19 protein-coding genes are annotated in these 22,410 nt (G+C 42.8%); 12 read left to right on the top strand and 7 right to left on the bottom strand.

Annotation, left to right across the window (positions count from 1 at the left end; genetic code table 11):
* Both ACI882_RS17370 and ACI882_RS17365 read right to left on the bottom strand, forming a co-directional pair.
* Positions 1-793, bottom strand: a 793-nt coding sequence (locus ACI882_RS17370) for a CaiB/BaiF CoA transferase family protein (protein WP_411748574.1), incomplete at its 3' end; no start/stop codon positions are given.
* The gene (locus ACI882_RS17365; protein ID WP_411746738.1) at positions 793-1,968 is read right to left on the bottom strand and encodes an acyl-CoA dehydrogenase; all 1,176 of its coding nucleotides are present in this window, start codon (positions 1,966-1,968) and stop codon (positions 793-795) included. The genes ACI882_RS17370 and ACI882_RS17365, both read right to left, overlap by 1 nt.
* 126 nt (positions 1,969-2,094) lie before the next feature.
* Between ACI882_RS17365 and ACI882_RS17360 the strand changes: the two genes are divergently transcribed.
* Complete coding sequence (locus ACI882_RS17360; protein ID WP_411746737.1) at positions 2,095-2,979, top strand: LysR family transcriptional regulator; 885 nt, start codon at positions 2,095-2,097, stop codon at positions 2,977-2,979.
* Positions 2,980-3,111: 132 nt separating this feature from the next.
* On the opposite strand, the gene ACI882_RS17355 is transcribed toward ACI882_RS17360, so the two are convergent.
* Positions 3,112-3,330, bottom strand: coding sequence for a response regulator transcription factor (locus ACI882_RS17355; protein WP_411746736.1), 219 nt, complete (start codon positions 3,328-3,330; stop codon positions 3,112-3,114).
* A 291-nt stretch (positions 3,331-3,621) separates the two neighbouring features.
* Between ACI882_RS17355 and ACI882_RS17350 the strand changes: the two genes are divergently transcribed.
* From ACI882_RS17350 to ACI882_RS17320, 7 genes are read left to right on the top strand one after another with little or no spacing between them, the layout of a single operon-like run.
* Positions 3,622-7,347, top strand: coding sequence for a nitrate reductase subunit alpha (locus ACI882_RS17350; protein ID WP_411744738.1), 3,726 nt, complete (start codon positions 3,622-3,624; stop codon positions 7,345-7,347).
* 11 nt (positions 7,348-7,358) lie between these two features.
* Positions 7,359-8,894, top strand: coding sequence for a nitrate reductase subunit beta (narH, locus tag ACI882_RS17345; RefSeq protein WP_411744739.1), 1,536 nt, complete (start codon positions 7,359-7,361; stop codon positions 8,892-8,894).
* Between the two features lie 2 nt (positions 8,895-8,896).
* Complete coding sequence (gene narJ, locus ACI882_RS17340) at positions 8,897-9,619, top strand: nitrate reductase molybdenum cofactor assembly chaperone (RefSeq protein ID WP_411744740.1); 723 nt, start codon at positions 8,897-8,899, stop codon at positions 9,617-9,619.
* A gap of 2 nt (positions 9,620-9,621) precedes the next feature.
* Positions 9,622-10,317, top strand: coding sequence for a respiratory nitrate reductase subunit gamma (gene narI / locus ACI882_RS17335; protein ID WP_411744741.1), 696 nt, complete (start codon positions 9,622-9,624; stop codon positions 10,315-10,317).
* Between the two features lie 6 nt (positions 10,318-10,323).
* The gene (locus tag ACI882_RS17330) at positions 10,324-11,073 is read left to right on the top strand and encodes a peptidylprolyl isomerase (RefSeq protein ID WP_411744742.1); all 750 of its coding nucleotides are present in this window, start codon (positions 10,324-10,326) and stop codon (positions 11,071-11,073) included.
* On the top strand, positions 11,063-11,425 hold the full coding sequence (locus ACI882_RS17325) for a putative zinc-binding protein (protein ID WP_411746734.1): 363 nt from the start codon (positions 11,063-11,065) through the stop codon (positions 11,423-11,425). The genes ACI882_RS17330 and ACI882_RS17325 overlap by 11 nt, the downstream gene beginning before the upstream one ends.
* 17 nt (positions 11,426-11,442) lie before the next feature.
* The gene (locus tag ACI882_RS17320; protein WP_411744744.1) at positions 11,443-14,109 is read left to right on the top strand and encodes a nitrate/nitrite transporter; all 2,667 of its coding nucleotides are present in this window, start codon (positions 11,443-11,445) and stop codon (positions 14,107-14,109) included.
* Between the two features lie 52 nt (positions 14,110-14,161).
* Here the strand turns inward: ACI882_RS17320 and ACI882_RS17315 are convergent, their stop codons facing one another.
* Positions 14,162-15,838, bottom strand: coding sequence for a methyl-accepting chemotaxis protein (locus tag ACI882_RS17315; RefSeq protein WP_411744745.1), 1,677 nt, complete (start codon positions 15,836-15,838; stop codon positions 14,162-14,164).
* Between the two features lie 724 nt (positions 15,839-16,562).
* Between ACI882_RS17315 and ACI882_RS17310 the strand changes: the two genes are divergently transcribed.
* From ACI882_RS17310 to ACI882_RS17295, 4 genes are read left to right on the top strand one after another with little or no spacing between them, the layout of a single operon-like run.
* Complete coding sequence (locus ACI882_RS17310) at positions 16,563-17,177, top strand: ZrgA family zinc uptake protein (RefSeq protein WP_411746865.1); 615 nt, start codon at positions 16,563-16,565, stop codon at positions 17,175-17,177.
* 41 nt (positions 17,178-17,218) lie between these two features.
* Positions 17,219-17,923, top strand: coding sequence for an ABC transporter ATP-binding protein (locus ACI882_RS17305; protein WP_411746864.1), 705 nt, complete (start codon positions 17,219-17,221; stop codon positions 17,921-17,923).
* Positions 17,920-19,179: an ABC transporter permease gene (locus ACI882_RS17300; protein ID WP_411746863.1), complete on the top strand. Its 1,260-nt coding sequence runs from the start codon at positions 17,920-17,922 to the stop codon at positions 19,177-19,179. The genes ACI882_RS17305 and ACI882_RS17300 overlap by 4 nt, the downstream gene beginning before the upstream one ends.
* A 33-nt stretch (positions 19,180-19,212) precedes the next feature.
* On the top strand, positions 19,213-19,767 hold the full coding sequence (locus tag ACI882_RS17295; protein ID WP_411746862.1) for a DUF3299 domain-containing protein: 555 nt from the start codon (positions 19,213-19,215) through the stop codon (positions 19,765-19,767).
* Positions 19,768-19,895: 128 nt separating this feature from the next.
* Here the strand turns inward: ACI882_RS17295 and metQ are convergent, their stop codons facing one another.
* From metQ to ACI882_RS17280, 3 genes are read right to left on the bottom strand one after another with little or no spacing between them, the layout of a single operon-like run.
* Complete coding sequence (gene metQ / locus ACI882_RS17290) at positions 19,896-20,687, bottom strand: methionine ABC transporter substrate-binding lipoprotein MetQ (protein WP_411746861.1); 792 nt, start codon at positions 20,685-20,687, stop codon at positions 19,896-19,898.
* A 10-nt stretch (positions 20,688-20,697) separates the two neighbouring features.
* Complete coding sequence (locus ACI882_RS17285) at positions 20,698-21,372, bottom strand: methionine ABC transporter permease (RefSeq protein ID WP_411746860.1); 675 nt, start codon at positions 21,370-21,372, stop codon at positions 20,698-20,700.
* Positions 21,365-22,375: a methionine ABC transporter ATP-binding protein gene (locus tag ACI882_RS17280; RefSeq protein WP_411746859.1), complete on the bottom strand. Its 1,011-nt coding sequence runs from the start codon at positions 22,373-22,375 to the stop codon at positions 21,365-21,367. Before ACI882_RS17280 ends, ACI882_RS17285 begins: the two co-directional genes overlap by 8 nt.
* Positions 22,376-22,410: the final 35 nt, after the last annotated feature.

Below are 22,410 nucleotides of genomic sequence, written 5' to 3'. Positions count from 1 at the left end.
CATTACCGATCGCCAAAATGAAATGGTTATCACTGGTCGCAAAGGCTTGATAAGGCACTATATTCGGGTGTGCGTTACCTAAGCGTTCGGGTGATTTATGAGTTGCCAAATAATTCATTGCCTGATTGGCCATGGCGGCCACTTGTACGTCAAGCAAGGCCATATCAATATGTTGGCCAGCGCCTGTTCTGTATCGGTACAGCAGCGCGGCCTGAATTGCATTTGAGGCGTAAAGGCCGGTTAAAATATCTGTCAGCGCAACACCAGATTTCATCGGTGAGCCATCGGGTTCGCCAGTAACACTCATTAACCCGCCCATGGCTTGAATCATAAAATCATAACCGGCGCGTTCTTTGTAGGGTCCGGTTTGGCCAAAACCTGTAATGGAACAATAAATAAGTTTCGGATTAATAACCTTTAGTGTGTCGTAATCAAGACCGTACTTTTTAAGGCCGCCAAACTTATAGTTTTCTATGAAAACATCAGATTGCAGTGCTAACTGCTGTACAAGTTTTTGGCCTTCTGGCAGGGTAAAATCGATAGCGATGGAGCGTTTGCCTCTATTAGCGCTGTGAAAATAAGCGGCAACCCGTTCATCTTGATTTTTATCGCTAGCTTCCAAAAAAGGCGGCCCCCAAGTGCGGGTGTCATCCCCTACTTTCGGTCGCTCTACTTTAACCACCTCGGCCCCTAAATCAGCCAGCATTTGGCCAGCCCAGGGACCCGCCAAAATGCGACTTAAATCAAGCACCTTAGTGCCTGTTAGTGCGCCTTCTTGCTGTTGATTGGCCATTAAAAGAATGCCTGAATGCCCGTTTGGGCTCGACCCAGAATGAGGGCGTGTACATCGTGTGTACCTTCATAGGTATTGACCGCTTCTAAGTTCATGACATGACGAATCACACCATATTCATCACTGATTCCATTACCGCCGTGCATGTCACGAGAAACTCGTGCTATGTCTAGGGCTTTGCCTGCGTTATTGCGTTTCATCAATGAAATGAGTTCTACTGGGCATGCATCAGCGTCCATTAACTGCCCCATACGCAAAGCACCTTGTAGGCCAAGGCTAATTTCTGTTTGCATATCGGCTAGTTTTTTCTGGATTAGCTGCGTTGCCGCTAAAGGACGGCCAAACTGCTCGCGGTCCATCACATAGCTTTGCGCGGCAAACCAACAAGCTTCGGCAGCGCCCATGGCTCCCCATGCTATGCCATAGCGAGCTTTGTTTAAGCAACCAAATGGTCCAGACAAACCAGATGCGTTTGGCAATATATTAGATTCAGGTAGAAAGACATCTTGCATCACAATTTCGCCGGTTACCGAAGCACGTAGACTAAACTTCCCTTCAATTTTTGGCGTCGTGAGTCCATTCATATCACGTTCTAAGATAAAGCCGCGAATAACCCCTTCTAGTTTGGCCCAAACGACGAAAATGTCAGCAATTGGTGAGTTAGTGATCCACATCTTTGCGCCATTCAGAATATAACCATTGTCGGTTTTAACCGCTTTTGACTCTAAGCTAGCAGGGTCGGAACCTGAGTTAGGCTCGGTTAGACCAAAACAGCCAATAAACTCACCTGAAGCTAGCTTCGGCAAGTACTTTGTGCGTTGTTCTTCACTACCGTATGCGTGAATTGGGTGCATAACTAATGAAGATTGCACACTCATGGCTGAACGATAACCGCTGTCAATGCGCTCTACTTCACGGGCAATCAGACCATATGCAACATTGCTAGCGTTAGTGCAACCGTATTTCTCGGGCAAGGTCACGCCTAACATTCCAAGCTCGCCTAGCTCAAGCATAATCGCCGGGTCGAACTGTTCTTCTCGGTTAGCCATTTGCACACGTCGGCCAAGTTCCCCCTGACAATAGTCTTTAGCGGCATCCATGATCATGCGTTCGTCATCACTAATCTGTGCTGTTAATAAAAACGGGTCTTGCCACGTGAATGCAGTCTTAGCCATTGGGTTATACCTTGTTATGTTGTTTTAAAAGTCACTTAACTATACTTCAACTATTTAAATACAAATATTATATATATATTATAATTTCTATATATTTATTTTATAAATAAGTTTGAGTTAACACCTATGCATTTGAACAGTATTACTCGGTTAAGGTACTTTAATGACATTGCAATTACTGGTAGTTTTTCAAAATCAGCCGAAAGACTGGGTATTGCTCAGCCCGCTTTAAGCATTGCGATTAAAAAACTTGAAGAAGAAACAGGTTTAAAACTCATAAACCGAAATAATCGCGCCATGTCGTTAACTTCCGATGGCAAAGTTCTGCTAAAACACGTTCATCAAATATTAGAAAACCTGGCTGATGCGGGACGAGAGTTAACTGAGTTACAAGGGTTAGAAAAAGGCATTATAAATATTGGCGCGCCAGCGATGATATCAACTTATTTTTTACCTGCCATTTTATTAGGTTTTAAAAGCGCTTACCCTGGCATTCGTATTCGCTTGGTAGAAGGCGGAACTCAAACACTTGAGCAAATGGTTTGTGCGGGTAAGCTAGATTTAGCCTTGCTGCAACATGACGAAGATAATAACGATATACGCTTTGCTACTAAACTAAGTGACCAGGTATTAGTGTGTGTACCAGTTGATCATCAACTGGCAGAAAAGACTTCAATAACCATTGAAGAATTTAGTCAACACCCATTGGTTATGTTTCGAGAAGGTTATTTTTTAAGAGATTCAGTAGAAACCCGAGCGCGTAACGCAAAGGTTAGCTTAGATATTCAGTTTGAAACCAACCTAATTGGCCTCTTAATGCGTTTAGTGCGTGATGAAGTGGGAGTCGCCACCTGTTTAGCTATGATTGTTGAAAATGAACCTCTACTTTGCGTGCGTTCATTCGACCCACCGATTCATTTAGATATGGCATGGGGCTGGAAAAGAAATCAATATTTGTCTAAAGCCGCTCAAGTATTTTTAACCTTTTATGATCAACACTCAAAGTTATAAACAACTAATTCGTTATAAAACTATTAAATGCATTTTATCATTAGAAATGCCAATTTTTTTTGTAATATTTATAAGTATTTTCAAGAGTTTAGCTGATATATTTGAACCACCTAGTTAAGCTTTGATCATTAACTACTTTCGACCATAAAGGCTAACGGCCTCCTCTCTAGAGTGAATTCTTAACTTAGAAAAAATACTTCTTATGTGAGTTTTAACTGTGCCACTGGTGATGCCCAAACGTTCTGATATTTTTCCAGTGGTTAGCTGTTTTAGGATCAAATTTAGAACTTGCTGTTCCCTGTTTGTTAGCTTTGCTCTGTTAGTACTTCCGCTCCAAGTATCCACATCCATCACTCCAAAAAAATGTATTAATAGAAATCCCCATACTTCATATTGGCACTAATTTTATTTTCTAAAAGTGGCTAGTGATTTTGTTTAAGCTTTTAGTGCGCTAAATCAACCCCTCTACTCCATAAGTGATAGGCTATTTATTGAACTATGATTTGAAAGTTTAAGTAATCTTGCTTAAATTGACTGAGGGCAACAGAAGTACCTTGAACGAGGTATTTCATATGGAGGTAAAGAGTTTATTCTATAGAACAAGACTAATAAAAAACTAAGAACATTTCGGGAGCATGTTTCATGAGCCATTTCCTTGATCGGATTCGATATTTCAAAAACAAAGAAGAACCTTTTTCAGACAATCACGGATCACTCACTACTGAGAGCCGAGAATGGGAAAAAGGGTACCGTAACCGCTGGCAACACGATAAAGTTGTTCGCTCTACACACGGTGTAAACTGTACTGGCTCATGTAGCTGGAAAATTTATGTAAAAGATGGTCTTGTAACCTGGGAAACTCAACAAACTGACTACCCAAGAACACGCCCTGACCTACCAAACCATGAACCTCGTGGTTGCCCTCGCGGCGCAAGTTATTCTTGGTACATCTACAGCGCTAATCGCCTTAAATACCCCAAAATGCGTAAATCGCTCATGAAGCTATGGAGACAAGCAAAAACAGAAAATACCGACCCAGTTTCAGCTTGGGCTTCTATTGTAGAAGACCCCGTAAAAGCGAAAAGTTATAAAGAACGCCGAGGTTTAGGTGGCTTTGTACGCGCATCATGGGATGAAGTTGAAGAACTCATTGTTGCATCTAACATTTATACTGCAAAAACTTACGGCCCCGATCGAGTATCAGGCTTCTCCCCTATTCCTGCTATGTCTATGGTTTCTTATGCCGCTGGCTCACGTTACTTATCACTTATTGGTGGCAACTGCTTAAGTTTTTACGATTGGTATTGCGATTTACCGCCTGCATCGCCGCAAGTATGGGGTGAGCAAACTGACGTTCCAGAATCAGCTGATTGGTATAACTCAAGTTACATCATTATGTGGGGTTCTAACGTTCCTCAAACACGTACTCCCGATGCTCACTTTTTAACGGAAGTACGCTATAAGGGCACCAAAACCTGTGCCATTACTCCAGACTATGCCGAAGTCGCTAAATTTGGTGATACTTGGTTAGCGCCTAAACAAGGTACCGATGCGGCATTAGCCATGGCCTTTGGTCACGTCATTCTAAAAGAATTTCATGTCAACAAGCCAAGCGAGTACTTCACCGATTACGTAAGACGTTATACCGATATTCCAATGTTGGTCGTTTTGGACGAAGTTGAAGGTCGCTATCAACAAGGTCGATTCTTACGTGCCGCTGATTTAGTCGATAACTTAGGTGAAGAAAATAACCCAGACTGGAAAACAATTGCCATTGACAACCAAAGCAACAAGTTGGTGTCACCGAATGGTGCCATTGGTTACCGTTGGGGGCAATCTGGAAAGTGGAATCTAGAAAGTAAAGCTAGCAGTGAAGGCTTTGAATCTAACTTGTTACTTTCTCTAAAAGAACAGCACGATGAAATTGTCGATGTGAGTTTTCCATATTTTGGCAACCAGAGTCATGAATACGGCTACTTCCAACATACCGAACACGATGCCATTCAGTTACGTAAAATCCCATCACGCACCGTGACACTCGCAGACGGAAGCACAGCGAAGGTCGCAACAGTTTACGATTTAATGCTTGCAAACTATGGCGTAGACACAGGCATTGGCGACCCAAATACAGCTAAGACTTATGACGATGACGTTCCTTACTCTCCTGCATGGCAAGAAAAAATTACCGGAGTTAAACGTGCAGATGTCATTCGCGTAGCTTATGAATTTGGTGAAAACGCCCATAAAACCAATGGCCGTTCCATGGTGATTGTCGGCGCAGGTCTCAACCATTGGTACAACATGGACATGAACTACCGCGGCCTAATCAACATGTTGATGATGTGCGGTTGTGTTGGTCAAAGTGGCGGCGGTTGGGCGCACTATGTTGGTCAAGAGAAATTACGGCCTCAATTAGGTTGGTTGCCATTAGCCTTCGGTTTGGATTGGTCTAGACCGCCTCGTCAAATGAACGGCACGTCATTCTTCTATGCGCATTCAGATCAATGGCGCTATGAGAAATTAAGTATGACTGAGATTATCTCGCCGTTAGCTGATGAATCAAAATGGTCAGACAGTATTCTCGATTACAACACTCGTGCTGAACGCATGGGCTGGTTACCTTCTGCGCCACAATTAAACACCAACCCTTTGTGGGTTAAAGCCGAAGCAGATAAACAAAATGTTGATGTGCAAACTTATGTAGTGGATGCACTTAAAAAAGGCGATATAGATTTTGCCTGTACTGACCCTGATGACCCTAAAAACTACCCAAGAAACATGTTTGTTTGGCGTTCAAACTTACTCGGTTCGAGCGGTAAAGGTCACGAATACATGTTGCGTCACCTTTTAGGCACTAAACATGGCTTGCTCGGTAAAGATCTAGGCGATGACAGTATCGGTAAACCCAGCGATGTTAAATGGCATGATGATGCGCCGGAAGGCAAAGTTGATTTATGGGTCACCATTGATTTCCGTATGTCTACTACCGCACTGTATTCCGACATCGTATTACCAACCGCAACTTGGTATGAAAAAGATGACTTAAATACCTCTGATATGCATCCGTTTATTCACCCTTTAACTGCTGCCATTGACCCAGTTTGGGAATCGCGTAGCGATTGGGATATCTTCAAAGGTCTTGCTAAAAAGTATTCAGATCTTTGTGTTGGCCACTTAGGTGTAGAGCAAGATGTGGTAACCGTGCCGATGTTACACGATACTCCAGATGAACTAGCTCAACCTTACGATACCAAAGCATGGTGGAAAGGCGAATGCGAACCTATCCCAGGTAAAACAATGCCAAACATCATGGTTGTAGAACGTGACTACCCCAATACCTTTCAACGCTTCACATCGTTAGGACCTTCTTTAGAAGAGCTTGGTAATGGCGGTAAAGGTATTAAATGGGACACCAAGGACGAAGTTAAATTCTTAGGTGAGCTCAATGGCAGTCATGTCAACGACGAGATAAACAATGGCCGTCCAAAAATCAACTCAGCCATTGATGCCTGTGAAGTTATTTTATCACTCGCGCCAGAAACCAATGGTCAGGTTGCCGTTAAGGCGTGGGATGCCTTGTCTACCATCACAGGGTTAGACCATACACACTTAGCAAAACCTAAAGAAGATGAAAAAATACGCTTCCGTGACATTGTGGCACAACCGAGAAAAATTATATCGGCGCCTACTTGGTCTGGCCTAGAGGATGAGCATGTATCATACAATGCAGGCTATACCAACGTTCATGAGCTTATCCCATGGCGCACAATAACCGGCCGCCAACAGTTTTATCAAGACCATGGCTGGATGCTCGACTTCGGTGAGATGCAATGTGTTTATAAACCACCTGTTAATTTAAAAACGGTGCAACCTGTCTTAAATAAGAACAGCAACGGTAATAAAGAAATTGTATTGAACTGGCTTACCCCACATCAAAAATGGGGCATTCACTCAACCTATTCTGACAACCTACTCATGCTAACGCTATCACGCGGTGGTCCAATTGTTTGGATCAGCGAAATCGATGCAGCCGCAGCGGATATCGAAGACAACGATTGGATTGAAATATTCAACGTTAACGGTGCTATTGCAGCACGTGCCGTTGTTTCGCAACGTGTACCCGTTGGCATGAGCATGATGTATCACGCACAAGAACGGATCGTAAACGTACCAGGCGCTGAAACGACCAAGACTCGTGGCGGTATTCATAACTCAGTGACACGAATTGTTATGAAGCCAACGCATATGATTGGTGGTTATGCACAACAATCTTACGGCTTTAACTACTACGGTACCGTAGGCAGTAACCGAGACGAGTTTGTAGTGTTGCGAAAAATGTCAAAAATCGACTGGCTTGATACTGAATAAGGGTAACGACAATGAAAGTACGCGCTCAAATAGGCATGGTGCTCAACCTTGATAAATGTATCGGTTGTCATACCTGCTCAATTACTTGTAAAAACGTTTGGACATCTCGTAAGGGTGTTGAATACGCATGGTTTAACAACGTAGAGACCAAGCCTGGCATTGGTTTTCCAAAAGAATGGGAAAACCAAGACAAATGGAATGGCGGTTGGATTCGCAATAAAAAAGGCAAGTTAAACTTACGCTCTGGTTCTAAATTGCGTCTATTGGCCAATATTTTTGCTAATCCAGACTTACCGCAAATTGATGACTACTATGAGCCATTTGATTTTGACTACCAGCATTTACACACCGCTGGCGATGCGAAACACCAACCGGTTGCTCGGCCAAGAAGCCTAATTACCGGCAAACGCATGGAGAAGATTGTTTGGGGTCCGAACTGGGAAGAAATACTTGGAACCGAGTTTAAAAAACGTCGCAAAGACAAAAACTTTGATGACGTAATTCAGCAAGACATTTATGGTCAGTTTGAAAATACATTCATGATGTATTTGCCACGCCTTTGTGAACACTGCCTAAACCCAGCCTGCGTCGCAGCATGCCCCTCTGGCGCTATTTACAAGCGTGAAGAAGACGGTATTGTATTAATTGACCAAGACAAATGCCGCGGTTGGCGCATGTGTGTATCGGCTTGTCCGTACAAGAAGATATATTACAATTGGGAAAGCGGTAAGTCAGAAAAATGTACTTTCTGTTACCCTCGTATAGAAGCTGGACAGCCAACAACCTGTTCTGAAACCTGTGTGGGTCGTATTCGTTATCTTGGTGTATTGCTTTACGATGCTGATAGAATCGCAGAAGCTGCTGCCACAGAAAACGAGCAAGATTTATACGAAGCTCAGCTAGGTCTTTTCCTAGATCCACATGATCCTGAAGTGATTAAAGCAGCAAAAGCAGAAGGTATTCCAGAAGGTTGGTTGAACGCAGCAAAAGAATCCCCTGTCTATAAAATGGCGATGGATTGGAAAGTTGCTCTACCCTTACACCCTGAATACAGAACAATGCCAATGGTCTGGTATGTTCCACCATTGTCACCTATTCAATCAGCCGTCGAAGCCGGCCATGTTGGCATGAACGGGATTATTCCTGATTTAGCCTCATTGCGTATTCCTATTAAATATCTTGCTAACTTATTGACCGCCGGCGAAGAAAAGCCAGTCATTGATGCATTAGAAAAGATGATTGCAATGCGTGCCTATAAGCGTTCGCAGCAAGTTGACAAAGAAGAAGACCTTGAGGTATTAAAACAAGTTGGCTTAACCCAAGCACAAGTTGAAGATATGTACAAAATCATGGCCATTGCGAACTATGAAGATCGCTTTGTTATCCCAACCAGTCATAGAGCTTATGCAGAAAAAGCTTACGATTTGAAAGGTGATTGCGGCTTTACTTTTGGCAATGGCTGCAGCGGTGGCGACAGTGCTGTGCAACTCTTTGGTGGTAATAAAGCGGTTAACCGCGAAATTATCCCTGTTAAGTTGGAGGACTAAAAATGCGCATTTTCTCAGTCCTTTCACACCTACTTGACTATCCAACAGTAGAGTTGCAAAAACATCACGATGATTTAGTTGAAATCATCCAAAATAGCACACTGTCTGACCAAAATAAAAATAATTTAGTTCAGCTATGTCTGAATGTTAATACCGACGACCTACTCGGCCGCCAAGCCGAGTACGATGAATTGTTTGATCGCGGTCGCTCACATTCGTTATTGATTTTCGAACACATCCATGGTGAATCGCGTGATCGCGGGCAAGCCATGGTCGACCTAGTTAATCAGTATCAACAAGCTGGCTTAATGCTCAATAAAAATGAATTGCCAGACCACTTACCGCTTTACCTTGAGTTTTTAGCGACACAAGGTGAGATAAACGGACCATTAGGGTTAGTTGAAATTGCCCATGTGCTTGCACTGTTGTTTTGTCGCTTGGAAAAACGCGACAGTGATTATCGCTTCATATTTGCAGCGCTAATTGAATTGTCGGGCATTTCGGTAGATTTAACTGACCTACGCAAACAAATGCAGGATGAAGTTCCAGACTATACCGATAAAGCAATTGATGCGGTATGGGAGGAAGAACAAGTAACCTTTGGGGCTACAGATTCCGATGCTTGCGATACTAACAACAAACCAACTTCTCAACAAAGTAAAGCTGACTTTGTGCCAGTAAGCTGGACAACAAACACCGCGCAGCCATTTAATAGTGAGCAATAATTATGAATACATTGAACCACTTTGCCTTTGGTATTTATCCTTATATCGCCATCGCCATCTTTTGGCTTGGCAGCTTAATACGCTATGATCGTGAACAATACACGTGGAAGTCTAGTTCTAGCCAGTTGCTTTCCAATAAGTATTTTAGAATGGCCAGCGTTTTGTTCCATGTTGGCGTCATCATGATTCTATTAGGCCACTTTGCTGGCTTAGTTATCCCCTATGAATTGTGGCACATCTTTGGAATTAGTCTTGAAGCGAAGCAGATTGTTGCAATTGGTGTTGGCGGTTTCTTCGGTGTAATGTGCTTTATTGGCTTAACCATGTTGATTGTACGCCGACTCACCAACGATCGTATCCGAGCAAACAGCTCAACCATGGATATTACCGTTTTATTATTGTTGTACCTCCAACTGCTGCTTGGATTGACTTCTATTTTTGTGTCAACCGGACACATGGATGGCGCTGAAATGTTTAAGCTAATGAGCTGGACTCGCAACATTCTTATTTTTAACCCAGTCACAGCCAGTGAATTTATCTCAGAAGTACATTGGATTTACAAAGCACACGTTTTCTTAGGTTTAACTTTATTTGTGATTTTTCCCTTTAGCCGTCTTGTTCATATTTGGAGTGTTCCGGTCACCTATATTTTCCGCAACTATCAAATTGTTCGTCGTCGATTTGCTAACGCTAAGTGAGGCACCATGATCCGAGTAAATGAAGTAGTCATTGATGCAGATGCTATTGCGCAAGAGGCGCAATATCACCCAGCGGATTCAAAGGAAGCCGCTTTTGGTTTAGCCGCCAATGCGCTAATTATCGAAAAGCTGTTACTGCAACGTGCTATAGAATTGGGCATTCCAGTTGAACGTGAAGATAAAGAAGACTACATAGACGAAGTCCTAAATGCTGATGTCGCCTTTCCAAAAGCCAGCGAAGAAGAATGCAAACGCTACTTTGAAGAGAATAGGAGTAAATTCACCACCACGCCCTATGTTGAGACCAGCCATATTTTGTTAGGTGCCGCCCCTGATGATTTAAATACACGAGCCCAATTAATCAACAAAGCAAAAAGTTGGATTAAAGATCTAAATGAAGGTAAAGCAGACTTTGCGCAACTCGCACAACAATTTTCTGATTGCCCAAGCAAAGAGTCTGATGGATTTTTAGGCGTGCTTGAACGAGGCTCAACAGTTACTGAGTTCGAAAAAAAGGTTTTTATCGCAACCCCTGGTATTCTTGCACACCCAATTGAAACACGATATGGCGTACACATTATTAATGTTCATAAAAACACAAAGGGTAAGCAACTAGAATTTGATGCTGTCAAAAGTCAGGTGTCGGCCTTTTTAGACGATTCAGTTCAGCGGCAAGCAATTGCTCAGTACATAGAAAAATTAACCAGAGAAGCCTCTATAGAGGGTTTAGAAAATGTGGCCTCAAGTGAACACTAAAAAGCCTATTATCTATTCTTGTTCGGGGTGCTCCAATGTTGCGCAATTAGCGAACGACATTGCGATCGCCCTAGATCGAGAAGGTTATTGCGAAATGTCTTGCATCGCAGGCTTAGGTGGCGATGTTCCCTCTTTGGTCAAAAAAGCAGTATCGGCCGAAGAAATTATCGCCATTGATGGCTGCAAGCTTGCCTGCACAAAGCAAACGTTAGCACGGCACAACCTAAGTGCTAGCACCTACATAGACCTTAGTGAATTCGGCTTTAGAAAGCGACAGCATTGCGACTTTTCTTGTACAGATTCAATGCTGGCACTCAAAAAGGTTCATAACATATTGGGCTTAGATACTTAATTAATAGGTAACTCTATATGAACAATGCAAACCCTGTTAACTCAAGGGATCAGTATTGGGCGCTTGGTCTTTCAACAACAGCATTCACACTGTGCTTTGCTGCTTGGACCATTTTCTCAATTATCGGAATAAAAATAAAGAACGAACTCGGATTATCAGATAGCCAAATTGGGCTATTAATGGCAACCCCTATCCTAACAGGGTCAGTGAGCAGGTTATTTTTGGGTGTATTAACTGACCGTTTTGATGGTCGTTATGTCTTTGCTACCTTAATGGTTCTTTCTGGTCTGTCGATATTCGGCCTAAGCCTTGCGACCAGTTATGTCATGATGTTGATTGCAGCACTGGGCATAGGCTTAGCTGGCGGTTCATTTATCGTCGGTGTTGCTTACACCTCTTCTTGGTTTGAAAGTAAACGGCAAGGTTTGGCTCTAGGTATTTTTGGTGCAGGTAATGTAGGTTCATCTGTGACCAACTTAGTGGCGCCACTGATGCTGTTAGTCTTTGACTGGCAAGGCACCGCACAAATTTATGCTGTTGTGATGATTATTGCAGGTGTTGGCTTCTTACTTTTAGCGAAACCAGATCCTGGCTTAAAACAAAGAAAAGCTGAAAACAATTCTTTATCGCAACAATTAGCCCCCCTTGCAGACCTTAGGGTCTGGCGATTTTCGTTGTACTATTTTTTCGTCTTTGGTGCTTTTGTCGCGTTAGCGTTGTGGTTACCTAGATATGCAATGGAAGTCTATGGTCTAACCATAGTCCAGGCAGGTCTTATTGCTGCCCTGTTTACCATACCAGGTTCAATATTCCGTATTTATGGTGGCTGGTTATCTGATAAATACGGCGCTCGACGAGTCATGTATTGGACGTTGACCTCAACGGTTATCATAACCTTTATTCTAAGCTACCCACCTACCCGCTACACCGTTGAAGGCATCGAAGGCCCTATTCAGTTTGGCATGACAACGGGGCCGGTTTTATTTTCCGTTTTAGTCGTCATTCTTGGCTTCTTTATGTCACTCGGCAAAGCTGCGGTGTTTAAACATATTCCTAGATACTATCCTAAGCATGTTGGCAGTGTTGGTGGTGTCGTCGGTATGATTGGCGGTCTTGGTGGTTTCTTCTTGCCCATAACTTTCGGCATGCTTAATGATGTCGTTGGAATTTGGCAAAGTTGTTTTATGTTGCTGTTTTTCATTTCGGCCTCAGCTTTATTGTGGATGCATTATGCAATTTACAAAGCAGAAATTGTCGAAACGTCACAACAAATTGCATCAACCGACTTACCTGAACTTTCTACGCCCAGTAAATTTGTTTTAACCGACTGGCGTCCAGAAGACGCTGCGTTTTGGGAAACGACTGGTAAACGCATTGCAAAACGTAACTTATGGATTTCAATTCCTAACCTATTTTTAGCATTTGCGGTTTGGTCTGTTTGGAGTATTTTGGTTGTAAAAATGCCTCAGCTCGGCTTTACCTATTCTAGCAACCAACTATTTTGGCTTGCGGCTCTGCCGTCACTTTCCGGTGCGACCTTACGCGTTTTCTATAGCTTTATGGTACCTATCTTTGGTGGGCGACGCTGGACGGCAATGTCGTCGGCTTCGTTACTGTTACCTTGTATTTGGTTAGGTTTTACTTTGCAAAATCCAGATACGCCCTATTTAGTTATGCTTGTATTAGCACTTTTATGTGGTTTTGGCGGTGGTAACTTTGCATCGAGCATGGCGAACATTAGCTTCTTTTATCCGCAAAAAGAGAAAGGTGGTGCTATGGGGCTCAATGCGGGTTTAGGTAACCTTGGCGTTTCTGGTATGCAACTGTTAGGTCCTTTGGTCATTTCAGCATCTTTGTTAGGCCCTGTTAACAGTGATCCGCTCTATTTAGTCTCTGATACAGCTCAAGCAACATCTTTTTGGTTACAGAATGCCGCACTTATTTGGGTACCGCTCATTATAATTGCAACGCTGGCAGCATGGTTTGGCATGAATGATATTGCTTCGGCTAAATCGTCATTTAGAGATCAATCGGTTATTTTCAAAAGAACCCATACCTGGCTTATGTGCTGGTTGTACCTAGGTGCCTTTGGCAGTTTTATCGGATTTGCAGCAGGCTTCCCTCTACTTTCGGGCAAGTTATTTCCAGCGGTTGACCCGACTAAACTCGCCTTCTTAGGTCCACTTTTGGGTGCTTTAGCGCGCCCAGTGGGCGGTATCTTAGCCGATAAGCTTGGTGGTGCTCGAGTGACCTTTGTAGTTTTCTTGGCCATGGCATTGGGGGTTGTGGGCGTGATGCAGTTTCTTCCTAGTGAAACAAGCAGCGGCTCCTTTAACGGTTTCTTTGCGACGTTCTTAGTTTTGTTTATCGCCTCAGGGATAGCCAACGGCTCTACATTCCGCATGGTCCCTGTTATGTTTAAAACACTACGCGAACGAGCACTGGGTAAAGAAAACCAACAGCAAGTGCAACAAGAATCAAATAGAGAGTCAGCGGCAGTGCTCGGCTTTATTTCTGCCTTTGCTGCTTACGGTGGCTTCTTTATTCCTAAAGCCTATGGCACTTCGTTCGAATTAACGGGTGGTGTGAGTGCGGCGTTTACAGGGTTTTTGGTTTTTTACGTGAGTTGCATCGTCTTGACATGGTGGTTCTATTCACGCAGAAATGCCCCCCTACCTTGCTGATATAACCCAAACTCTGACTCCCTTTTAAGTGGGTCAGAGTTTGTATTTACACTCAGCTTTTTTTAATTCTAAACTCACTCAGTGACTCTAGTAGTTTTCGACTCAAAACGCTTAATGTGTCTGTGATGTTTGTCGAGGCGTTGGCCTGAAAGGCGTTATCGTTCGCAACCTCAGCAATGTCATTGATGATTTCAGCTAATTCCTTAAGCGAATTCACTTGGTCTTGCGCAGAAACCCGAGTTTCACTCGACATCGACCGAATATCGCTAACTGTTTTCCCTATGCTAATTATCACTTCTGCTGCTTCTGCTGCTTTTAAAACACTCTCTTCTGAGACATCTTTACTCTCATTGATTGCTGTAACTGCTTTGACAGTACCCTCCGTTAAGGAGGCTAACGTGGCTTCAATCTCTTGTGTGGATTGCTGAGTGCGCATGGCTAATGTGCGCACTTCATCGGCGACAACAGCAAAGCCTCTGCCCTGTTCACCCGCTCGTGCAGCCTCTATTGCTGCATTAAGCGCAAGCAAGTTGGTTTGATCTGCAATACTTTTAATAACACCTAAGATGTTTTGAATGTTTTCTGTTTGGGCGTTTAAGTTTGAGATAATATTAACAGCGTCTTCTATTTTTACTGCTAATGTCTCAATTACAGTCGCGGTAGCAGTGATAATATGTTCACTTCGTTCCACCAGTTGCGCCGCGCTATCACTTTGATCAATGGCTCGTGAAGCATTATGTCCTACTTGTTGAGAAACCTGTTCAACATCGTTAAAAGTTGATAATACCGCTTCGATTTTTTCTTTTTGTTTTTCTGCCCCAGCACGTCTATTTTTTCCATCGACTTCAAGTAAGCCTGTGCTATTGCCCAGCTCATGAGATAACTCATGAATATGGCTAAACATGCTTTGTAGCTTATTTTGCATAGTATTTATCGAGCGATTTACATCCCCGATTTCATTTTTATGCTCAGAGACATGTATAGGGCGTGTTAAGTCACCCTTTGCAACAAAGTTGGTCTCTTCGACTATTTGCGCTAAATCTCTTTTCATATTACGCAACAGAAAAATTGAAATGCTTATCGCTACAAATATAGTGAGCGCAGCAAGAATAAGCACAAAACTCATTCTTGCTTGCTGAGATTCAATCGTATTTTGTGCGGATATCGACATATATTGTTGATAATTTTGACTGATTTTTTGCATTTGGGAATTCATTTGCTCAATTGAGGCATCAATTTCTTTTTGAGCACTTTTACGAGCAGAAAAGCCAGCTTTACTGGCCCAACTATCATAAATCGTCTCATAAGCATCGACCAACCGAGTAAAACTCTCTGTAAACAGTGAGAGATCATCTTTAATGGAGCTGATATCACTGCCTGCCATTGCCTCGTGCCAATGATTAATTCTCTCTTCGCTTAAATCTAATACAGCCAACTCCAATAAAGACAATGTTTCGCGTGTTAACTCAGCAGCAGCATCGACCTCTTCTATTGTTGCTGCTCTTGCGGTAAAGCGGTTGCCCACATCTGCACTTGCTTCATAACTGATTTCAACACGCTGCCATGCCTCATTTAGGCTCGTATCATAGCGTCGATAGACATTATCATTGGAGATACTAGAAATTACTTGCTGAATACCAACGACCATAAAGATTGATAACAGCGCGAGAGCACATACTAATATCACTACCAAGGCTGATATTCGAAATGTGAGCGTCAAGTTCTTCATTGGCCTCTCCGGAGTTTATATAACAAATAAGTTATTTTAAAAGTATAGTCACTATTTAATAGAGTGTATTTCAATAGCAGCTTTCTAGAGTATCGGCGGGTAAAACCAGAACTAAACTTAAAAATGACCACAATTGCCGCCGCCCAGTGGTTAAATAGAGAAATAGTGCTTTCAGTGGTCTTTTTGGTCTTGGCTCTATTCAATTCCCCTCAAAATCGCCACTTAAGCACTCTTCTGTAAAGTAGCGTTTAAATTGTGGCTTTAAAGTAGTAAAGTAGCCGATTATTTTAATTACTGACTAGAATGACAACTCCTTTTCGCACACTGTTAGCTGTACTTATGTTTGGCTTATTTCTGTCAAACAACATCATTGTGCCTATTCATCAACAAACTCATATAGCTCACGACCATGAGTCTACGCATGTTGATTGCGATACTTACCATGCTAGCCACGTCTTAGCTTTATCAACGTCAGATTATTCAGCCTATTTTCCCCCTATATTAACCAGTATAGCGACTCCTGTAGTCGCAGGGTTTGGCGCTTACAAAGCCTCTACCAAGACACAAATACGCGCGCCCCCAGTTTTAGCCTAGAAACTTCAAATTATTAATAATTTCAAATACCCGCTTTTAAATAAGCGTTAATTAATTTTGGTGTAAATCCTTAATAGAGTACCTATTTGTGCTCAGTATGGATGACGCCAATATCTTTTAGGCGATTAAAATGAATAAAACACTAGTAGTAAGCGCATTATTCCTTGCTATGTCTTCTATCAATGCAGAGGAACACAGTAGCCATGGAGCCCATGAGCACGGTTCTGCCACACTAGGAATTGCTCAAGACCAAAATTTGATTCTCATCGAATTAAAGTCTCCTGCTTTCAATATTATTGGTTTTGAACACGCCCCTCATGAAACGCATGAGTTTGACGCCATTGAATCCGCTTCAAACCAGTTGGCGCTCGGCGGTAAGTTGTTTAGCCTGCCTAAGAGTGCAAATTGTAAGTTTTTAGACGTAGAGCTTCATTCTGAACTTTTTGAACTAGAACCTGATGGTCATTCAGACCATGACGATGAACACGAACATGGCGATGAACACGAGCATGGCGATGAACACGAGCATGTCGATGAGCACGAGCATGATGATGAAGAACATGGGCATTCAGATATTGAAGCCGTCTGGACATTTAATTGTAAACATCCTGAACACGTTTCTGGCATAAGCACAAACTTGTTTTCACTATTTGAAAATTTAACCGATTTAGATGTCGATTATATTGTGGACTCTGGACAAGGCTCAATAGAGCTTTCGCCAAAAAACGCTTTGATTTCATTCTAACTTTAGGAGATGGGGTGTTTACGCACCCCAACTAAAACATAATGAACACTTATAATGCTTTTGAAGTAAATGAATTGGTTTATTCTTGGAAACCAACTTCTGCGCCCATTCTAAATATAGAAAAACTATCAGTAAAAATTGGAGAGTCTTTGTTCATTCAAGGAAACAGTGGCAGCGGAAAAAGTACGCTATTGAACTTGTTAAGTGGAGTACTATCACCTCAGAAAGGTAAGATTACGTTACTTGATCAACCCTTTTCTTCGTTAGGAAGTTCGGCAAGAGATCAATTTCGGGCTGACCATATTGGTTATATATTCCAGCAGTTTAATTTACTTCCTTATTTATCAGTGATCGACAACGTATTGCTCCCGGTAAAATTATCTGCCTTACGTCGAAATGCAACAAGCAAAAATTCACCAGCTTTAATCGAGGAAGCTAAGCATTGGTTAGATCAATTAAAAGTGCCCTCTCATCTATTTAATGAAACAGTTTCACGACTCAGTATTGGTCAACAACAAAGAGTTGCTGCAGCACGCGCCATCATTGGTTCACCAGAAATAATTATTGCCGATGAACCCACCTCAGCTTTAGATCATGACAATGTTCATAATTTTATGGAAGTTCTAGTTAACCAATGTCAAAGCATAAAAAGTTCACTCATTTTTGTAAGCCATGACACGCGGCTTAGCAGCTATTTCGATCACGTTTATAGCCTTAATAAGACAACAACAGGAGACTCACTATGAACTGGATTAATTTAGTTATAAAGAGTCTTTGGAACCGTAAAACAACTGCGCTGCTCACGCTTTTTATGGTCTCGGTGAGTGTTTGTTTATTGCTCAGCGTTGACCGTATCCGCAGCGATACAAGAGATAGTTTTGCAAATACCCTATCTGGCACAGATTTGCTTGTAGGCGCACGCACCGGCAGCCTAAACTTACTTTTATATTCTGTCTTTCGAATGGGCAACGCCACCAATAATATAAGTTGGTCTAGTTATGAAAAATTTAATGACAATAAGGATGTGAAGTGGACTATCCCTATCTCATTAGGTGATTCACATCAGGGATATCGAGTTATTGGCACAAATGATAATTATCTTAAGCACTATCAATATGGACGTGATCGGTCGCTCTCTATATCTGAAGGCGTTTGGTTTAACACGGTATTTGAAGTTGTATTAGGTTCTGAAGTCGCAAAAAAATTAAATTATGGTGTCGGCGATGAAATTATTATTGCCCATGGAACGGGTGCAACGTCTTTTGAAAAACATGATGACCGCCCATTCACTGTGGTCGGTATACTTCAAGCAACTGGGACGCCTATCGATAAATCGTTACATATCCCGTTAGAAGGCATTACCGCACTGCATGTAGATTGGCGCTCGGGAGTAAAACGTCAAGGTGTAACAACAAGTATTGCCGATACATTGGAATTGGATTTAACTCCAGAGACGATTACCGCATTTTTAGTAGGTATGAACTCACGCTTAAAAGTGTTTTCACTACAGAGGGCAGTTAATGAGTATAGATCTGAGCCGCTCATGGCAGTCATTCCAGGAGCCGCCCTGCAAGAGCTTTGGCAATTAATCGCTATCGCAGAAAATGCACTGATTGCCGTATCAATCATGGTGATAATTACAAGTTTATTAGGCATGCTCACCGTCATCATTTCAAGTTTAAATGAACGCCGTAGAGAAATTGCAATTTTCCGAGCGCTAGGCGCAAAGCGACACACCCTATTAGGTTTATTAATGGTTGAATCTGGACTATATGGGCTACTCGGATTAATTAGCGGATATTTATTTCATATTGTCTTAATGCTTGGCGCAAACCTTGTTATTCAGCCGCGCTTTGGAATAGAACTAACCGTTAGTTGGCCGAATGAAACTATGCTTTTAGTGTTAATTGGTTTTTTCGTGGTGTCCATTTTACTAGGGCTAATTCCAGGTTACCGAGCGTATCGACAGTCATTGAGCGATGGTCTAAGTGCCACTGTCTAAGCCAATGCTAACCCAAATTTTGAGGATCTTATTATGATACACAAACTTTCCAAACTAGGCCTAGTTACAATTTGTATATTGGCTTTTACATGCTTAAATAGCTACGCAAATGATCAAGGGTCAGCCTACATTCCAGTAAGCTGGGACCAATTAATCCCAGCTGATTATAATTTAGACGAGCTAGAAAACGAATTGATCAGCAAATATGATGTAGACAATATTACACCAGGCTCACTAGAAGCAGATACACTCATACAGCAATTGCAACAACTGCAGTACGATGCACCGATGGTTACAGAGTACGATAATATAAAGGTCAAAATTCCTGGCTTTATTGTGCCGCTAGACTTCGAAAGCGACAAAATAACCCATTTTTTACTCGTTCCATATTTTGGCGCCTGCATTCATACCCCTCCACCGCCGCCGAATCAAATTGTATACGTGATTATGCAAGAAGGCATACGAGTTGATAATACCTATGATCCAATCTATATAAATGGCGTAATGCGAGTTGAGAGTCAAGACTCTGAAATGGGCACAGCGGGTTATACAGTTTATGGTGCGTCGATTGAACCTTATGTATATTAACGTTAAACAACTTTCATCTTGATCAATTGAGTGTCGACTTTTAAGTCTAAAGACAAACTATAATCTATAAAAAATAAGCCCGAACAGACTTTCGCTCGGGCTTATTTGTGTTACCACGTTAAGAAAACTTACCAGCCTTTCACAACGCCATTGCTAAACAACTCGTTGGCTTTTGTGAGTACTTCTTCGGTTTGGTAGGCCTGAACAAATTGCGCCAAATGCTCATTATCGGCATTGTCTGTGCGAGCTACAATGAGGTTTACATAAGGAGAGTCAGCATCTTCAACGAACAAGCCGTGATCGTTTGGATTCAGATTAATTTCTGAGGCGAAAGTATTGTTGATTATCGCTATGCTGACATCCGCCAAGGCGCGTGGTAACTGTGGGCCTTCTAACTCAATGAGTTCAAAATTATTTGGATTACTTTCAATATCCAATACAGTTGCAGATAATCCCGCACCCTCACGTAATGTTATGAGCCCTTGCGTTTCAAGTAAAATTAAGGCGCGGCCTAAGTTAGTTGGATCATTAGGAACAGCAATTTTGGCACCGTACTCTAATTCTTCAATGGAGGTCAGCGACTCAGAGTAAGCCGCGATCGGATACACTAGCGTTTTGCCAATAACAGTAAACTCATAACCACGGTCTTTGATTTGCGCATCTAAATATGGCCTGTGCTGGAATGCATTGGCATCAATTGAGCCTTCTTCTAGAGCAGAGTTTGGCGTGACATAATCGTTAAATTCAATCAACTTAACAGTTAAGTTATATTTATCTTTTGCAACCAGTGCGGCTACCTCTGCAACTTGTGCTTCAGCACCAGACATAACACCAAGCCTAATAGTCTCGCCCGTATCTTCTTTAGCACAACCCACTAATATTGTTGCGGATGCAATAATCGCAATCAATGAACTTTTCATTTTATCTTCCCTACTCTCGATGGTTAACGCGATGCACTAAGGCATCGCCAATGGTTTGAATAAATTGAACAAAGGCAACCAACAGTGCAATGGTGATCAACATCACACCCGCATCAAATCGTTGGTAGCCATAACGAATGCCGACATCCCCTAGCCCGCCGCCGCCAACAACGCCGGCCATTGCGGAGTAACTCACCAGTGTGACTAAAGTAATGGTTATAGCGTTGATAATGCCTGGCAGTGCTTCTGGAAGCTGCACTTTCCAAACTATCTGGGCACTGTTGGCGCCCATGGCTTTCGCAGCCTCGGTTAACCCAGAAGGCACCTCCATTAACGCACCTTCAAAAAGGCGAGCAACAAATGGAATAGCTGCGACCGCCAAGGGCACAATCGTTGCCACTGTACCGATAGAAGTACCCACCAACCAACGAGTAAATGGAATAATGGCGACTAATAAAATGATAAAAGGAATGGAACGACCAACGTTAACCACGGTGCTCAATATTTTATGCGTTAAAGCATGCGGGAATAAGCCACCGCGTGCCGTTTCACGTAACAACACCGCCACAGGTAGGCCAAATAAAACGGAGAAAAAACCAGACGCCAATACCATGGCTACGGTTTCCCATGAAGACTCAATCAGCAACCAAATGAGACGCTGGTTTGCTTGGTACCATTCAAACACGGCCTAACTCCTCTACTTTCACGCCGTCTAAGGCTAACAACAATTGCGCGGCGTTCTCACCGGTCAGCGCGCAAATCAAATGGCCAAAGCAGGCCCCGTCGACGTAATCTAAATCGGATTGATAGAACCGAACACCAACCTGATAGTGCTGTGCCAGTTGATGCAGCTGTTCAGTATCTTTTGCGACACCAGAAAAAGTTAAACGCACAGCAAGCGCTGCGCCGCCGGGCTTTAATTCAGCTTGCAACGCCTGCGGAATATCATCGTTCTGAGTAGCAGCAATAAAGCGCTTAGCTTGCTCTGTTTTTGGCTGAGCAAAAATATCGCCAACACGACCCGACTCAACCAATTCACCGCCGTCTATAATGGCAACATCAGAGCAAATTTGTTTCACCACTTGCATTTCATGCGTTATCAGCAAAATGGTGATGCCTAAACGCTGATTAATTTCGCCAAGTAGAGCCAATATTTGCTTTGTAGTGGCCGGGTCTAATGCGCTAGTCGCTTCATCGCACAATAAAACTTTAGGGTTAGTGGCTAAGGCACGCGCTATCGCCACTCGCTGCTTTTGTCCTCCGGACAATTGTGCCGGATAGGCCTGTTCGCGGCCGTCTAAGCCAACGAGGTTCACCAGTTCCAAGACTCGCTGTTGGATACTTGCCTTATCGACCTGACGTAGCTGTAACGGCAAGGCAATATTTTCCGCAACCGTGCGATTACTGAGCAAATTAAAGTGCTGAAAAATCATACCGATTTGCTGGCGTGCTTGATTCAGCTCGCGCCGAGAAAGCGATAATAGATTCTGCCCATTGACAATAACCTCGCCCGAGCTTGGTGTTTCCAGCAAGTTTACACAGCGAATTAACGTGCTTTTGCCCGCGCCGGATGCGCCAATCACGCCAAAGATGCGACCGGCGGGTACAACGAGCTCGATATTCTTTAGCGCGTTCACCGCATTGGGACCCTCGCCGAAGCGTTTACTAATGTTGTGAAGATGAATCATGGCTCAACCCTAAATAACAGAGCGCGATAGTAGAG

The organism is Reinekea sp. (genome assembly GCF_046710285.1).
Lineage (GTDB): Bacteria > Pseudomonadota > Gammaproteobacteria > Pseudomonadales > Natronospirillaceae > Reinekea.
Note: the sequence above shows the minus strand (reverse complement) of the source record. Positions and strands in the feature narration are given on the sequence as shown.

Excerpts from the sequence above, each read along its gene's own strand:
- ACI882_RS17365 (WP_411746738.1), bottom strand. The coding sequence starts at position 1,968 with ATGGCTAAGACTGCATTCACGTGGCAAGACCCGTTTTTATTAACAGCA.
- ACI882_RS17360 (WP_411746737.1), top strand. The coding sequence starts at position 2,095 with ATGCATTTGAACAGTATTACTCGGTTAAGGTACTTTAATGACATTGCA.
- ACI882_RS17355 (WP_411746736.1), bottom strand. The coding sequence starts at position 3,330 with ATGGATGTGGATACTTGGAGCGGAAGTACTAACAGAGCAAAGCTAACA.
- ACI882_RS17350 (WP_411744738.1), top strand. The coding sequence starts at position 3,622 with ATGAGCCATTTCCTTGATCGGATTCGATATTTCAAAAACAAAGAAGAA.
- narH (WP_411744739.1), top strand. The coding sequence starts at position 7,359 with ATGAAAGTACGCGCTCAAATAGGCATGGTGCTCAACCTTGATAAATGT.
- narJ (WP_411744740.1), top strand. The coding sequence starts at position 8,897 with ATGCGCATTTTCTCAGTCCTTTCACACCTACTTGACTATCCAACAGTA.
- narI (WP_411744741.1), top strand. The coding sequence starts at position 9,622 with ATGAATACATTGAACCACTTTGCCTTTGGTATTTATCCTTATATCGCC.
- ACI882_RS17330 (WP_411744742.1), top strand. The coding sequence starts at position 10,324 with ATGATCCGAGTAAATGAAGTAGTCATTGATGCAGATGCTATTGCGCAA.
- ACI882_RS17320 (WP_411744744.1), top strand. The coding sequence starts at position 11,443 with ATGAACAATGCAAACCCTGTTAACTCAAGGGATCAGTATTGGGCGCTT.
- ACI882_RS17315 (WP_411744745.1), bottom strand. The coding sequence starts at position 15,838 with ATGAAGAACTTGACGCTCACATTTCGAATATCAGCCTTGGTAGTGATA.
- ACI882_RS17310 (WP_411746865.1), top strand. The coding sequence starts at position 16,563 with ATGAATAAAACACTAGTAGTAAGCGCATTATTCCTTGCTATGTCTTCT.
- ACI882_RS17305 (WP_411746864.1), top strand. The coding sequence starts at position 17,219 with ATGAACACTTATAATGCTTTTGAAGTAAATGAATTGGTTTATTCTTGG.
- ACI882_RS17300 (WP_411746863.1), top strand. The coding sequence starts at position 17,920 with ATGAACTGGATTAATTTAGTTATAAAGAGTCTTTGGAACCGTAAAACA.
- ACI882_RS17295 (WP_411746862.1), top strand. The coding sequence starts at position 19,213 with ATGATACACAAACTTTCCAAACTAGGCCTAGTTACAATTTGTATATTG.
- metQ (WP_411746861.1), bottom strand. The coding sequence starts at position 20,687 with ATGAAAAGTTCATTGATTGCGATTATTGCATCCGCAACAATATTAGTG.
- ACI882_RS17280 (WP_411746859.1), bottom strand. The coding sequence starts at position 22,375 with ATGATTCATCTTCACAACATTAGTAAACGCTTCGGCGAGGGTCCCAAT.